We start from the raw sequence: 13,853 nt of genomic DNA, 5'->3' as shown, positions 1-13,853 counted from the left end.
GATCGGTAGCGGTAGACCGGCACGGTGCCGGGAGCGAGGGTCATTCTAGGCCAGAGCAGGCCGCCGGTTGACCTGCACCGGCCCTGTTTGTCGCTGATTCGTTCAGTCCTCATCCGGCGGCCCCTGCAGCTGGTACTCGCGCTCCAGGTCCGCCGCCGTGGGCGTGCACGCGCCTGCGATCGCCCCCGCGGGGACCAGCCACCAGCGGCGGCGGTTGGAGATACCCGCCATCTGCGCCCGTGAACGGTCGATGCAGTCCTGCATGGCATCGTCGTTCACCAGCAGCCAGCGCCGCGCGGGTACCAGCCGCTGCCAGCGCACCGCCGCCTGCAGCTGTTCATGCCAGCGGTTCTCGAAGCCGAACGTTGCCGCCGGGCGGTCGGCCATCAGCAGGTTCTGCTCCTTCCAGGCCACCAGCCCCAGTTCCGCATCCACTGCGATGCGCGCACCGACCTGGCGCATCAGCCCGCGGGCGGAGCTTGAATCATTCAGCAACGGGTAGCCGACCAGGCCGTACAGCACCCAGGCCACGGTCAACGTCGAGACCAGCGCCAGATGGCTGCGGCGACGCCCGGCCAGCCACAGGCTCACGCCGCCGCAGAGCCCCATCGCCAGGATCGCGCCTGCCAGCGCGTCATTCGCGCCGGGCGCCAGGCCACGCCCGTGGGTCAGGCGCACTTCGAAACCCGGATCACCCAGCAGCGCCAAGCCGCCGGTCAGGGCCAGCCCCGCCGCCAGCAGCGTAACCAGCCCGGCAAGCACCCACTGCACGTCGCGCCGCTTCAGCAGCCCGGGCAACAGCGGCGCCAGCGCCAGGCAGAACATCGGCAACGCCGGCAGGATGTAGACATCGCGCTTGCCCTGCGGAATCGAGAAGAACAGCAGCACCAGCGCGCACCAGGCCAACGGCAGCAGGTAGCGCGCGTCGCGCCGGCGCAACCGCCGGCACCAGGCCGGAATCGCCCACGGCAGCGCCAGGAAGCCCGGAATCCACATCGCGGGCATCACCCCGAGGAAGTACCACCACGGCTGGTGATGGTCCCAGGAATGGGTGTAGCGACGGGCTGTCTGCCGGAACAGGATGTCGTTGATGTAGGCGCGGTATTCGTCCGAGCCGGTGCCCAGCGCGGCCAGCAGCATCGGCGCCAACCACAGCGACAGCGCCAGCACGAACGCCAGCGGTGCCAGCCAGAAGCGGCCATCGCGCGCATGCAGGGACACACGCGGCCAATGCAGGGCCGAGGCGATCGCGGCCGGCACGATCATCAGCAGTGCCAGCATGCCCACGCCCTTGGTGATCACCCCGATGCCGGCAAAGAACCAGCCCAGCCACCACCAGCGCCAGGCCGGGCCCAGCAGCAGATGGCGCAGCAGGCCGTAGTTGGCCAAGGTGATGAACAGCACCAGCAGCGGGTCGATCTGCGCCTTTTTTGCCTGGAAGGTGAACTGCAGCGCGAACAGCAGCGTCCATCCTGCGTACAGCCCCACCTGCCGTGTCCACAGCCGGCGGCCGAGATCGACCACGCACCACAGCGTACCCAGCGCGGCCAGCAGCGAAGGCAGCAGGAAGGCCACCGGCCAGTGGCCGACCACCCCATACAGGGTGGCCTGCCACCACATCAGCATCGGCGGCTTGTCCGAATACAGCTCGGTGCCACGGTGCGGGAACAACCAGTAACCGCTGTCGACCATCTGCCGGGCCACCAGCGCGAAGCGCGGCTCGTCGGACGGCCACGGATCGCGAAGGCCGAGACCGGCCCCCAGCACCAGCAGGGCCATCACCACCAACAACCAGGTCTGGCGCGACGCCTGGGTTTTCAGCATGGGGCTCGGAACGGCAGCGGGAGTCAGGCTGCTTTTATCAGACGCGCGTAGAAGAAACCGTCAGCATCGCTGTCACCCGGCAGCCGTTGGCGTGCCACGCCCTCGCAATCCATGCCGAACGCATCGCCCAGTGGCTGCGCCACCGCATCCGGATGCCACTTCAGGAACGCGCGCACCTGGTCGATGTTCTCGGCACGCAGGATCGAGCAGGTCGCATACAGCAACACGCCGCCCGGGCGCAGCATCGACCAGCAGGCTTCCAGCAGGCGCGCCTGCACACCGACCAGCGCATCGATATCTTCGGCGCGGCGGTGGAACATCACGTCGGGTTGGCGACGGATCACGCCGGTTGCCGAACAGGGCGCGTCCAGCAGGATTGCATCGAACGGGACGCCATCCCACCACGCACCGGGGTCACTGGCATCGGCGGCCAGGGTCTGCGCATTCGCGCCCACGCCGGTCCGGGTGTAGGTATCGCGCGCACGGGCCAGGCGACGGGCATCGATGTCCAGCGCCAGCAGGCGCAGGCTCGGATCACGTTCCAGCAGGTGCGCGGACTTGCCACCGGGCGCCGCGCAGGCGTCCAGCACGCGCGCACCGGCCGCCGGTGCCAACGCATCGGCCGCGCACTGCGCCGACAGGTCCTGGACCGAAATCGCGCCCTCGACGAAGCCGGGCAGCTGGTTCACCGCCACCGGCGCCGCCAGGCGCAGCGCATCGCTGCAGAGCGCACTGGCTTCAGCCGCAATGCCGACCTCGGCCAGCGCCGCCAGCGCCTTGTCGCGGCCACCGTGCTGGCGGTTGGCGCGCAGCCACAGCGGCGCCGGCTGCAGGCTTGCACTGAACACCGCCTCGGCCTGTGCCGGCCAGTCACGCTCGATCGCCTCGGCCAGCCATTCCGGGAAGGCATCACGCGCGGGCTGATCGGGGAAGCCTTCGCGCTGTGCACGGCGCAGGATCGCATTGACCAGGCCCGCCTGGCGCTCGCGGCCCAGCGCACGCGCGGCATCGACCGTGGCCGACAGCGCGGCGTGCGCCGGCAGTTCCAGCACATCGAGCTGGGCGAAGCCGACCATCAGCAGCGTGCGCAGGTCGGCGTCACGCGCCGACAGCGGCTTCTGCATCCACGACTGCAGCGCCGCGTCATAGGTGCTGCGACGGCGCAGGACGGCGAAGCACAGGGCTTCCAGCAGCGCGCGGTCACGGCTGTCGGCCAGCTTCGGCAGCGCCCAGGCCAGTTCCGCCTTCAGCGAACGGCCACGCGTGAACACCTGCGCCAGCACGCGCGCGGCCAGCATGCGCGTGGCTGCGCCCGGCGCCGCCTTGGCGACGGAAAAATCGTTCTGCTTCGACACCGCTTATGCTCCTGCGCGCAGGTCGCGGCGGGCATTGAGGTAGTCGGCCGCGGTGATCGCCTTGCCGCCTTCCCGCTGCAGCACGCGCAGTCGCAACGCACCCTGGCCGCAGGCGATGTCGATGCCGTCGCGGCCGGCGGCCAGCACCGTCCCCGGTGCCTGCCCGTGGTCCACTTCCAGCGCCACCGCGCCGTGGATGCGCACGCGCTCACCGGCCAGCGCCGCCTCGGCGATCGGCCACGGATTGAACGCACGCACGGTACGCGCCAGCGCGCCTGCATCCCGTGCCCAGTCCAGCTTCGCTTCGGCCTTGTCCAGCTTGTGCGCGTAGGTGACCCCCTGCTCCGGCTGCGGCCGCGCGATCGGCTTGAGGCCGGCACGCAGCAGGCCCAGGCCATCGGACAGCACCTGTGCGCCCAGTTCGGCCAGCTTGTCGTGCAGCTGGCCACCGGTATCGGTGGCAGCGATCGGCAGCTCCTGGTGCAGCAGTACCGGGCCGGTATCCAGCCCCGCCTCCATCTGCATCAGGCAGACGCCGGTGGTGGCGTCGCCAGCCTGGATCGCGCGCTGGATCGGTGCCGCGCCGCGCCAGCGCGGCAGCAGCGAGGCATGCACGTTCCAGCAACCGTGGGTCGGGATCGCCAGCACCGCCTTGGGCAGGATCAGGCCGTAGGCCACCACCACCATCAGGTCCGGCTGCAGGTCACGCAGCTGGCGCTGGGCTGCCTCGTCCTTCAGCGATTCGGGCTGGTAGACCGGAATGCCGCGGGCAACCGCTTCAAGCTTGACCGGCGACGGCGCCAGGCCGCGGCCACGCCCGGCCGGGCGGTCGGGCTGGGTGTAGACGGCCACGACCTCATGGTGGCGCGCAGCTGCGCGCAGCGATGACACCGCGAACTCCGGCGTACCGGCAAAGACAATCCTCATGGCTACCCCACTTGCAGGATGGATTCGTGCAGGAAAGAAAACGGCGCCGTCGGCCGGCGCCGTACAGCCCGCGCGTGGTGCGCAGGCACGGGCCACCCGAAGGGCGGCCCGGATGGGCGGTCACGCCACGTGCTTGCGCTGCTTGGCCAGCTTCTTGCGCACCATCTCGCGCTTGAGCGGCGACAGATAGTCGATGAACAGCTTGCCGTCCAGGTGATCCATCTCGTGCTGGATGCAGGTGGCCAGCACTTCGCCGGCTTCCAGCTGCTGCTGCTGGCCATTGCGGTCCAGGTACTTCACGGTGATGGTGTCGGCACGGGTCACGTCGGCAAAGATGCCCGGAACCGACAGGCAGCCTTCCTGGTACACCCGGCCCCCGTCCTTGGCGACGATTTCCGGGTTGATGAACACATGCGGTTCATTCTTTTCTTCGCTGACGTCAATGACCATGAAGCGCTTGTGCACGTCCACCTGGGTGGCGGCCAGGCCGATGCCCGGAGCGTCGTACATGGTCAGGAACATGTTGTCGATCAGTTCCTGGAAGGCCGGCGTGGTGACTTCGGCGGCGTCGATCAACGCGGCCTTGGTACGCAGGCGCGGATCGGGGAACTCGAGGATGGGGAGAAGGGCCATGGCTGTTTCCGGATAGGGGGCCGGCACGCCGGCATACGTCGCAGATTCTAGCTCCAACGCTTGCCTTGCGCCCCGGTTTCTGGACTATAGTGCGCGAACCTGTTGGGGAATCAGGGCTTCACACCTATGTTGCTTCGTTTTCGTACGGTCGTCGCCGCGGCGATGCTGACCGTGGCTGCCTATGCTACCGCCGTGGAAGTGAATGGCGGGCACCCGGACACCTATGTGGTCCGAAAAGGGGATACGTTGTGGGATATCGCCGCACGTTTCCTGCAGAAGCCGTGGCTGTGGCCGGAGATCTGGCAGGCCAATCCGCAGATCGCCAATCCGCACCTGATCTATCCCGGTGACGTGCTCAGCCTGGCCTATCTGGACCGGGTGACCGTGGCGGCGCAGCCCGGCCCGCGCCAGGAGGCCCCGATCGATGCCATTCCGCTGGCCCAGGTCGAGCCGTTCCTGAAGCAGCTGAGCGTGGTCGACAGCATCGACCCGCTGCCGCAGGTGGTCGGGCTGGAAGACAACCGCCTGCGCGTGTCCGGTGGCGACACCGTCTATGTCCGCCTGGCCGGGTCCGAGCTGGGCCAGCGCTGGGCCGTGGTCCGCCCGACCGTGCGCTACGCACAGCCCAAGCCGAGCGAGGACCTGGCCGCCAACGGCGACATCACCCCCGGCAGCGGCAACCTGTGGAAGGCCTACAACGCGCCCAACGCACGCCGCGGCGTGCTGGGGTACGAGCTGGCCCAGCTCGCCACCGGCACCATCACCCGGGTCGCCGACGGCAAGGCCGAAACCTCCACGCTGGTGCTGGACAAGAACCTGGGCGGCCGCGAAGTCCGCGTCGGTGATCGCCTGGTCCCGGTCGAGGCCAGGCCGTACGACCTGCAGTTCGTTCCGCACGTGCCGGCCGCCAGTATCGAGGGCCTCGACGTGCGCGTGCTGGCGGTGACCGACATGTTCAGCGCCGGCGGTCCGCGCGACGTGGTCGCGATCTCGGCCGGCCGCAGCCAGGGCGTGGACAACGGCACCGTGTTCTCGCTATGGCGTCCGGGCCGTCATGTGGCCAACCGCCTGAAGTACCCGTCCTCCTCGCGCATGGACGATGCGCTCGGCGGCAGCGTCGGCCGGGTGGCCCTGCCGGAGGAATACGCCGCGCACGCGATGGTGTTCCGCACCTTCGACAACGTCAGCTATGCCCTGGTGATGCAGGGCGTGAAGCCGGTGCGCGTGGGTTACAGCGCACTGCATCCCGACGCCCGATAGGCAGCACCGACGGCAGGTCGGCCTCCATTGCCCGGGGCCACCTGCGGGAAATCCTGACCGCTACACGCGAAGGCGCCCTAGGGCGCCTTTGTTGTCTGCGTTCAATAGTGGGCCATGGCCAATCACACGGATGAGGCGCTGCTGCGCCTGGTAATGGCGGCAGGCGCGCTGGCACCACGGCGGGCATTGCTGCACAGCGCGGGGACCGCCGAAGCGGCTCTGGCACGGGGCGCGGGCGAATGGCGCGCACACGGCTGCACGGCAGAACAGTGCGCGGCACTGCAACGCCCCGATACCCGGACCCGGGCCGCCGCCCTGCACTGGCTGCAGCAGGACAACCGCGCCCTGCTGGCGTTCACCGACCCGGCCTTCCCGCCCTCCCTGCTGGACACCCCCAACCCACCGCTGGCGCTGTTCGTCGACGGTGATCCCGGCCTGGCCTGGCGCCCCTCGGTAGCGGTGGTCGGCAGCCGCTCGCCGACGCCGGGTGGGCGGGCGCTGGCCGCCCGCTTTGCCAGTGCCTTCGTCGAGGCCGGGCTGGCGGTGACCAGTGGACTGGCCGCCGGCATCGACGCGGCGGCCCACCTGGCCACGCTGGAGGCGGGCGGCTGCACCGTGGCAGTGATCGGTACCGGACCGGACCGGGCCTTTCCGGACAGCCATGCCCGGCTGCAGGCGAAGATCGCGGCCGAGGGCGTGGTGCTCAGTGAATACCTGCCGGGTACGCCGGCGCGCCCCGGCCATTTCCCGGCGCGCAACCGGCTGGTGGCCGGCCTGGCGCTGGCAACGGTGGTGATCGAGGCCGCGCAGCGCTCGGGCGCCCTGATCACCGCGCGCCTGGCCGCCGAGGCCGGCCGCGAGGTGTGTGCCCTGCCCGGCTCGGTGCTCAATCCACGCGCGGCGGGCTGCCATCGGCTGATCCGTGAAGGCGCGGCGCTGGTCGAACGCCCGGAGGACGTCCTGGAACTGCTGGCCCCCGCGCTCCGCCAGCAGCTGCCGGGCTTGCAATCACGGTTGGCCACCCCCACTGAACAGGCACCGCCGGCGTTCCTGCCGGCACGCTGGGCCGACGACCCTGACTACCAGTGCTTGTGGCGGGCGCTGGAGCACAACCCAAGCAGTATGGATTCACTGATCACGCGCTGTGGATTGACGGCGCCCGAGGTGTCCTCCATGCTGCTGGCCATGGAACTGGCGGGAATCGTGGTGTGCGTACACGGCCGCTACTGTCGAACTCCCTAGTTTCTTCACCTCCACAGCGTCGCGCGACGCAGGCCGAGGGGCAATGAAAGAGAGCATCCTGGACGTACTGCTGTACCTGTTTGAACACTATTTCAGCGAAGATGCGGACCTGATCCGTGACCGCGATTCGCTCCAGAACGGCCTGATCCAGGCCGGTTTCAGCCCAACCGAGATCAACAAGGCGTTCGACTGGCTCGACGCCCTGGCCGCGCAGCGGCCGAGCATGTCCCAGGCCCGGGTCGATGGCCCCGTGCGCGTCTACCACGGCCCCGAGCTGGACAAGCTGGATGTGGAGTGCCGCGGCTTCCTGCTGTACCTGGAACAGCACGGCATCCTCGATGCCGACCAGCGCGAGCTGGTCCTGGACCGGGCGATGGCGCTGGACCAGGACGAACTGGACCTGGACGACCTGAAGTGGGTCGTGCTGATGGTGCTGTTCAACCAGCCCGGCTCCGAAGCGGCCTATGCCTGGATGGAGACGCAGATGTTCATGGACGAGCCAGAACCCCTGCACTGACCGTACACTTGGGGGCATAGCGCATTCAGGAGCGTCCCCGTGAGCGAGTGGTTCCATGCAGAAGGCAACCGGCAGCAAGGCCCGCTGCCGGCGGAACAGTTGGTCGAGTTGTTCCGCAACAATCAGATCTCCCTGGACACCCTGGTCTGGCGTGACGGCCTGCCGCAATGGCAGCCGTTGCGCACCGTCGTCGACGAACTCGGCCTGATCGTGCCGGCACTGGATGCCGCCACGCCGCCGCTCGAAGCCGAGCCCGAACCGGAACCGGTGGTACCGCCTCCGCCGCAGCCGCCGGTGCTGCCGCCATCCACGCCCTACACCGCCGCCGCATCGGCCACTGCGCTGCCGCCGAAGAAGAAGCTGTCCGGCTGCGCGCTCACCGCCATCATCGGCGGAGGCCTGCTGCTGGTGCTGGTGCCGATCCTGGCGATCCTGGCCGCGATCGCGTTCCCGGCCTACAACGAATACACCCTGCGCAGCAAAGTCGCCGGTGCGGTGGCGGTGCTGCAGCCGCTGAAGGACCAGGTGCAGCATTTCGCCGATGACGAAGGCCGCTGCCCGGGCGCCAATGACGCCGGCTTCCCGGCACCGGGCGATTTCGCCCACGCCGGCCTGTCGGCGGTGAACATCGGCCGCTTCAACAACGGCCACTGCGGCATCGAAGCCACGCTGGCCGTGCCCGGCAAGAGCATCGACGGCGACCTGCTGTGGCTGGAGTACGACCGCGACAGTGGCCGCTGGGAATGCAGCGGCGAAAGCGACGACAAGTACCTGCCGCCGTCGTGCCGCGGCTGAGCCGCGCACGTACCGGCACTTCCAAGGACGATCCAACAGGGAACATGCAATGACTGAGTGGTACTACGCCGAAGGACAGCAACGCCAGGGCCCGCTGCCGGTCCTGGAGATCCGCCAGCGCTTCCAGCGCGGCCAACTGAACCTGGACACCCTGGTCTGGCGCGAAGGCATGGCGCAGTGGGCGGCGTTGCGCCAGGTGGTCGACGAGCTCGGCCTGCAGACCCTGGCCGACGCCAGCGCGACCACCGCCAGCGGTGGCTTCGACCTGCGCGGCGACTATGCCGCGATCGACAATGGCAGCGCACCGCTGCCCGGCACCGGTGCCCTCAGCAGTTCGCCCTACAGCGCGCCGGCGGCACTGGCCGGCGGCAGCCATGCGCAGCCGGTAATGGGCGGCGAAGTGGTCTACGCGGGCTTCTGGAAGCGCGTGGCGGCCTACATGATCGACTACCTCGTGCTGGTCATTCCCGGCAGCATCATCGGCGCGATCATCGGCGTGGTGCTTGGCGCCAGCATGGGCGCGGTGGGCAGCGGTGAATCGGCCATCGAAGTGGTCGCCCAGCTGTCCAGCGCGCTGATCAACTTCGCCATCGGCCTGACCTACTACACCTGGTTCCATGCCTCCAAGGGCGGCGCCACGCTGGGCAAGATGGCGGTCGGCATCAAGGTCGTGCGTAGCAATGGCGAGCGCCTGACCAAGGGTCGCGCATTCGGTCGCTATTGGGCGATGCTGCTGAGCAGCCTGACGCTCGGCATCGGCTTCCTGATGGCGGCCTTCACCGAGCGCAAGCAGGGCCTGCACGACATGATCTGCGACACCCTGGTGGTCGACCGCTGGGCCTACACCGACCAGCCGCAGCTGCAGCGCCGCGAGCTGGGCACGGTCGCCCTGCTGGTGCTGGTGCTGACCGCGCTGCTGTCGCTGGCGGGCCTGGTGATGCTGGTCTTCGCGGTCGGATTCATCGCCAAGATGGCCTCCTGAACGGCCATCATCACGCCTGGCTGCTTGACAGGGGCTGGCCGGCCGTGATTCCTCTAATAAGGTGAAACCTGAACGCCCGGCACATTACCGGGCGTTCAGTTTATGGATTTGCCCGTGGCCGCTTCACTAATGCGGCCGTTTGCTCCACCCTAGCGGCCCCTTCCCCACGGTTCGCCCCACAGACCTGCTGCCATGCCCAAGCACCTGCTCATCGTCGAATCGCCGGCCAAGGCCAAGACGATCAACAAATACCTCGGCAAGGACTACACCGTCCTGGCCTCGTATGGGCATGTGCGTGACCTGATTCCGAAGGAAGGCGCGGTCGACCCGGACAACGGGTTCGCCATGCACTACGACGTGATCGACAAGAACGAGAAGCACGTCGATGCGATCGCCAAGGCCGCCAAGGGCGCCGACGACATCCTGCTGGCGACCGACCCGGATCGCGAAGGTGAGGCGATCAGCTGGCATATCGCCGAGATCCTGAAGGAACGCGGGCTGGTCAAGGACAAGCCGATGCAGCGCGTAGTGTTCACCGAGATCACCCCGCGCGCCATCAAGGAAGCGATCAGCCAGCCGCGCGCGATTGCCAGCGACCTCGTCGATGCCCAGCAGGCGCGCCGCGCGCTGGACTATCTGGTGGGCTTCAACCTGTCGCCGGTGCTGTGGCGCAAGGTCCAGCGCGGCCTGTCCGCGGGCCGTGTGCAGAGCCCGGCGCTGCGCATGATCGTCGAGCGCGAGGAAGAGATCGAAGCCTTCATCGCCCGCGAGTACTGGTCGATCGCCGCCGAGTGCGCGCACCCGTCGCAGCACTTCAACGCCAAGCTGATCAAGCTGGACGGGCAGAAGTTCGAGCAGTTCACCATCACCGATGGCGACACTGCCGAGGCCGCCCGCCTGCGCATCCAGCAGGCCGCGCAGGGCTCGCTGCACGTCACCGACGTGGCCAGCAAGGAACGCAAGCGCCGACCGGCTCCGCCGTTCACCACCTCCACCCTGCAGCAGGAGGCCTCGCGCAAGCTCGGCTTCACCACCCGCAAGACCATGCAGGTGGCGCAGAAGCTGTATGAAGGCGTGGCGATCGGCGACGAGGGCACCGTCGGCCTGATTTCCTATATGCGTACCGACTCGGTGAACCTGTCGCAGGACGCGCTGGCCGAGATCCGCGACGTGATCGCCCGCGACTACGGCATTGCCTCGCTGCCGGACCAGCCGAACACCTACCAGACCAAGTCGAAGAACGCCCAGGAAGCGCACGAAGCGGTGCGCCCGACCTCGGCCCTGCGCACCCCGGCCCAGGTGGCGCGCTTCCTGACCGACGACGAACGCCGCCTGTACGAACTGATCTGGAAGCGTGCGGTGGCCTGCCAGATGATTCCGGCCACGCTCAATACCGTCAGCGTCGATCTGTCCGCTGGCAGCGAGCATGTGTTCCGCGCCAGCGGCACCACCGTGGTCGTGCCCGGCTTCCTGGCCGTCTACGAGGAAGGCAAGGACAGCAAGAGCGCCGAGGACGAGGATGAAGGCCGCAAGTTGCCGGCGATGAAGCCCGGCGACCGCGTGCCGCTGGAACGCATCCAGGCCGAGCAGCACTTCACCCAGCCGCCGCCGCGCTACACCGAAGCGGCGCTGGTGAAGGCACTGGAAGAGTACGGCATCGGCCGTCCCTCGACCTACGCCTCGATCATCCAGACCCTGCTGTTCCGCAAGTACGTGGAAATGGAAGGCCGCAGCTTCCGCCCGTCCGATGTCGGCCGCGCGGTGTCCAAGTTCCTGTCCAGCCACTTCACCCAGTACGTGGACTACGACTTCACCGCCAAGCTCGAGGACGAGCTCGATGCCGTCTCGCGTGGAGAGGAAGAGTGGATCCCGCTGATGTCGCGCTTCTGGGAACCGTTCAAGGAACTGGTCGAGGACAAGAAGGAATCAGTCGACCGTGCCGAGGCCAGTGGCGCGCGCGAGCTCGGTACCGACCCGAAGACCGGCAAGCCGGTCAGCGTGCGCCTGGGCCGCTTCGGGCCGTACGCGGCCATCGGCAGCACCGCCGAGGACGCCGAGGAGAAGCCCAAGTTCGCCTCGCTGCGGCCGGGCCAGTCGATGCACACCATCACCCTGGAAGACGCGCTGGAACTGTTCCTGATGCCGCGCGCGCTGGGTGAGGACAACGGCGAGCCGGTCAGCGTCGGCATCGGCCGTTTCGGCCCGTTCGCCAAGCGTGGCAGCACCTATGCCTCGCTGAAGAAGGAAGACGACCCTTACACCATCGACCTGGCCCGCGCCGTATTCCTGATCGAAGAAAAGGAAGAGATCGCGCGCAACCGGATCATCAAGGAGTTCGAGGGCAGCGACATCCAGGTGCTGAACGGCCGTTTCGGCCCGTATATCAGCGACGGCAAAATGAACGGCAAGATCCCCAAGGATCGTGAACCGGCATCGCTGACCCTGGCCGAAGTGCAGCAGCTGATGGAAGAAACCGGCAAGCCGGTGCGCAAGGGCTTCGGCGCCAAGAAGGCCGCCGCGAAGAAGGCACCGGCCAAGAAGGCGGCGGTGAAGAAGGAAGCGGCGCCGAAGAAAGCCGCAGCCAAGAAGGCCCCGGCGAAGAAGGCAGCGGCGAAGAAGGCACCTGCCAAGAAAGCAGTCAAGAAGGCGGTCAAGAAGGCCGCGAAGTAGATCCACGCCATGCGTGGATGATCTGCCGGGGTGTGCGGACCAACGGTACGCACCCACCGCTCCACCCGCTGTGCACGCAGTGGGGGGATAATGAAGGCCCACGCCGGGCCGGTCGCCGCCATGAAAGAACTCACCCTGGACTCTGCTGTCACCACGCTCCGCTCCGGCGGCGTGATCGCCTACCCGACCGAAGCGGTCTGGGGCCTGGGCTGCGACCCTTCGCATGAAGCAGCAGTGCACATGGTGCTGCGGCTGAAACAGCGCCCGATCGAGAAGGGCATGATCCTGGTGGCCGCGGAACTGCCGCAGCTGGAGGGCTGGGTGCGCCTGCAGGCGCTGCCCGACGCCCGCCAGCGCGCCGTGCTGGCCAGCTGGCCCGGCGCCAACACCTGGATCCTGCCGGCCGGCCCCCGCGCGCAGCCCTGGGTCACCGGCGAGCACAGCGGCATTGCCGTGCGCATCAGCGCGCACCCGCTGGTGGCCGCGCTGTGCCGCGCCTGGGGCGGCCCGCTGGTCTCCACCAGCGCCAACCTGGCCGGTGAGCCGCCGGCACGCAGCCGCGAAGAGCTGGATCCCCGCCTGCTGCGCCTGCTCGACGGCATCCTCGATGGCCAGACCGGCGGCCTGGCCCAGCCCACCCCGATCCGCGACGCACTCAGCGGCAACGTGCTGCGCTCCTGAGCCCACGATTGCGCTGCCGCGGACAATCCCGCACCCTGCCGCCATGAGCCTGCTGCGTGCCGTCCTGAGCCTGAGCCTGCTGCTGCCGTTGGTGGCATCCGCCGCCGAGCCCGAAGACGTGCGCGTGTACCGCTGCGTCGCCAGCAACGGCGCCGTCGCACTGCAGGACACGCCCTGCAACGGTGGACGCCAGCAAGTGCGCGACCTGCAGCGCCCGCGCGACCCGGCTCCGCGCGTGGTGCGCAGCGATGCCACACCGCCGCCGCCCAGCGACGTACCCGCCCTCCGTGAACGCGAAGTCCGCCACGTCTACATCCAGCCGCCGCAGCCGATGTACGAGTGCGTGAGCGACGACGGCCAGCGCTATACCAGCGACAACAACGAGGGCAATCCACGCTGGGTACCGTTGTGGACCAGTGTCTGGCTGCCGCACCGGCATCACGGCCCGATGCCACCCGGCCCTCGCCCGGCCATCGGCACGCCGGTGGGTGAAGGCGCCGGTTATCGGCCGCCGTCGGTCGGCGTGGGCGTGCAGGTCCCGGCCGGCAACGTGCTGGTCCGCGACAGCTGCACCGCGCTGCCGCCCCAGGACGTCTGCGCGCGGCTGCGCGACCGCCGCTGGGAGCTGGACCGTCGCTACAACAGCGCACTGCAGAGCGAGCGCACCGCCATCAGCAAGGAGCAGCGCGGCATCGACGCGCGCCTGTCGCGTGATTGCCAGCGCTGAGCGCGGCGTGCCGGCGCAGCCTGTACGCTGTGCGCATGAACCGATTGATCTGGCTGGCCCTGGCGTTGCTGCCCGGCGCGGCACTGGCCGAAGAAGGCGTGATCTACCGCTGCACCTCCAGCAGCAGCGACGTCCCTACCCTGCAGCGCACACCCTGCCCATCCGGCAGCACGCAGCAGGTGCTGCGCATGCCCGCCCCATCCGGCGCGGCACCGGCGGCGGTTGAAGCAGCGCCGGCGG

General features: G+C 68.7%; 12 protein-coding genes and 1 pseudogene. 9 read left to right on the top strand and 4 right to left on the bottom strand.

Annotated elements, in window-relative coordinates; translation table 11 throughout:
- Window positions 1-102: 102 nt before the first annotated feature.
- The 4 genes from Q0P60_RS08980 to def all read right to left on the bottom strand — a co-directional run bounded on the left by Q0P60_RS08980 (window position 103) and on the right by def (window position 4,739).
- Window positions 103-1,824 carry a glycosyltransferase family 39 protein gene (locus tag Q0P60_RS08980; protein WP_294991413.1) on the bottom strand — a complete coding sequence of 574 codons (1,722 nt, stop codon included), beginning with the start codon at window positions 1,822-1,824 and terminating at the stop codon, window positions 103-105.
- Window positions 1,825-1,847: 23 nt separating this feature from the next.
- Window positions 1,848-3,179: a 16S rRNA (cytosine(967)-C(5))-methyltransferase RsmB gene (rsmB, locus tag Q0P60_RS08975; RefSeq protein WP_294991411.1), complete on the bottom strand. Its 1,332-nt coding sequence runs from the start codon at window positions 3,177-3,179 to the stop codon at window positions 1,848-1,850.
- Between the two features lie 3 nt (window positions 3,180-3,182).
- Window positions 3,183-4,106: a methionyl-tRNA formyltransferase gene (gene fmt, locus Q0P60_RS08970; protein WP_294991408.1), complete on the bottom strand. Its 924-nt coding sequence runs from the start codon at window positions 4,104-4,106 to the stop codon at window positions 3,183-3,185.
- 120 nt (window positions 4,107-4,226) lie between these two features.
- Entirely contained in the window at window positions 4,227-4,739 is a 513-nt protein-coding gene (gene def, locus Q0P60_RS08965; protein WP_294991406.1) for a peptide deformylase, read from the bottom strand.
- A 126-nt stretch (window positions 4,740-4,865) separates the two neighbouring features.
- On the opposite strand from def, the gene Q0P60_RS08960 reads away from it, so the two are divergent.
- The 9 genes and pseudogenes from Q0P60_RS08960 to Q0P60_RS08920 all read left to right on the top strand — a co-directional run.
- The gene (locus Q0P60_RS08960; protein ID WP_294991403.1) at window positions 4,866-5,999 is read left to right on the top strand and encodes a LysM peptidoglycan-binding domain-containing protein; all 1,134 of its coding nucleotides are present in this window, start codon (window positions 4,866-4,868) and stop codon (window positions 5,997-5,999) included.
- 114 nt (window positions 6,000-6,113) lie between these two features.
- Complete coding sequence (gene dprA / locus Q0P60_RS08955; protein WP_294991400.1) at window positions 6,114-7,241, top strand: DNA-processing protein DprA; 1,128 nt, start codon at window positions 6,114-6,116, stop codon at window positions 7,239-7,241.
- Window positions 7,242-7,284: 43 nt separating this feature from the next.
- Window positions 7,285-7,758 (top strand): DUF494 family protein, encoded by a 474-nt coding sequence (locus tag Q0P60_RS08950; protein ID WP_006472770.1) that lies wholly within the window; start codon window positions 7,285-7,287, stop codon window positions 7,756-7,758.
- A 39-nt stretch (window positions 7,759-7,797) separates the two neighbouring features.
- A complete protein-coding gene (locus Q0P60_RS08945; RefSeq protein ID WP_294991395.1) occupies window positions 7,798-8,553 on the top strand; it encodes a pilin in 756 nt (251 codons plus the stop codon).
- 49 nt (window positions 8,554-8,602) lie between these two features.
- On the top strand, window positions 8,603-9,535 hold the full coding sequence (locus Q0P60_RS08940; RefSeq protein WP_294991392.1) for an RDD family protein: 933 nt from the start codon (window positions 8,603-8,605) through the stop codon (window positions 9,533-9,535).
- A 192-nt stretch (window positions 9,536-9,727) separates the two neighbouring features.
- Window positions 9,728-12,205 carry a DNA topoisomerase I gene (locus Q0P60_RS08935; protein WP_294991389.1) on the top strand — a complete coding sequence of 826 codons (2,478 nt, stop codon included), beginning with the start codon at window positions 9,728-9,730 and terminating at the stop codon, window positions 12,203-12,205.
- Window positions 12,206-12,295: 90 nt separating this feature from the next.
- A complete protein-coding gene (locus Q0P60_RS08930; RefSeq protein WP_294991386.1) occupies window positions 12,296-12,886 on the top strand; it encodes a Sua5/YciO/YrdC/YwlC family protein in 591 nt (196 codons plus the stop codon).
- 43 nt (window positions 12,887-12,929) lie between these two features.
- Window positions 12,930-13,613: a DUF4124 domain-containing protein gene (locus Q0P60_RS08925; protein ID WP_294991383.1), complete on the top strand. Its 684-nt coding sequence runs from the start codon at window positions 12,930-12,932 to the stop codon at window positions 13,611-13,613.
- 35 nt (window positions 13,614-13,648) lie between these two features.
- Window positions 13,649-13,853: pseudogene (locus Q0P60_RS08920) on the top strand (hypothetical protein); the annotation flags it as partial.

Origin of the sequence: uncultured Stenotrophomonas sp., assembly GCF_945952405.1 — a bacterium.
Taxonomy (GTDB): Bacteria; Pseudomonadota; Gammaproteobacteria; order Xanthomonadales; family Xanthomonadaceae; genus Stenotrophomonas.
This window is presented reverse-complemented; position numbering and strand designations above follow the sequence as displayed.

Coding starts and splice junctions, on each gene's coding strand:
- Q0P60_RS08980 (WP_294991413.1), bottom strand. CDS start 1,824: ATGCTGAAAACCCAGGCGTCGCGCCAGACCTGGTTGTTGGTGGTGATG.
- fmt (WP_294991408.1), bottom strand. CDS start 4,106: ATGAGGATTGTCTTTGCCGGTACGCCGGAGTTCGCGGTGTCATCGCTG.
- def (WP_294991406.1), bottom strand. CDS start 4,739: ATGGCCCTTCTCCCCATCCTCGAGTTCCCCGATCCGCGCCTGCGTACC.
- Q0P60_RS08960 (WP_294991403.1), top strand. CDS start 4,866: ATGTTGCTTCGTTTTCGTACGGTCGTCGCCGCGGCGATGCTGACCGTG.
- dprA (WP_294991400.1), top strand. CDS start 6,114: ATGGCCAATCACACGGATGAGGCGCTGCTGCGCCTGGTAATGGCGGCA.
- Q0P60_RS08950 (WP_006472770.1), top strand. CDS start 7,285: ATGAAAGAGAGCATCCTGGACGTACTGCTGTACCTGTTTGAACACTAT.
- Q0P60_RS08940 (WP_294991392.1), top strand. CDS start 8,603: ATGACTGAGTGGTACTACGCCGAAGGACAGCAACGCCAGGGCCCGCTG.
- Q0P60_RS08935 (WP_294991389.1), top strand. CDS start 9,728: ATGCCCAAGCACCTGCTCATCGTCGAATCGCCGGCCAAGGCCAAGACG.
- Q0P60_RS08930 (WP_294991386.1), top strand. CDS start 12,296: ATGAAGGCCCACGCCGGGCCGGTCGCCGCCATGAAAGAACTCACCCTG.
- Q0P60_RS08925 (WP_294991383.1), top strand. CDS start 12,930: ATGAGCCTGCTGCGTGCCGTCCTGAGCCTGAGCCTGCTGCTGCCGTTG.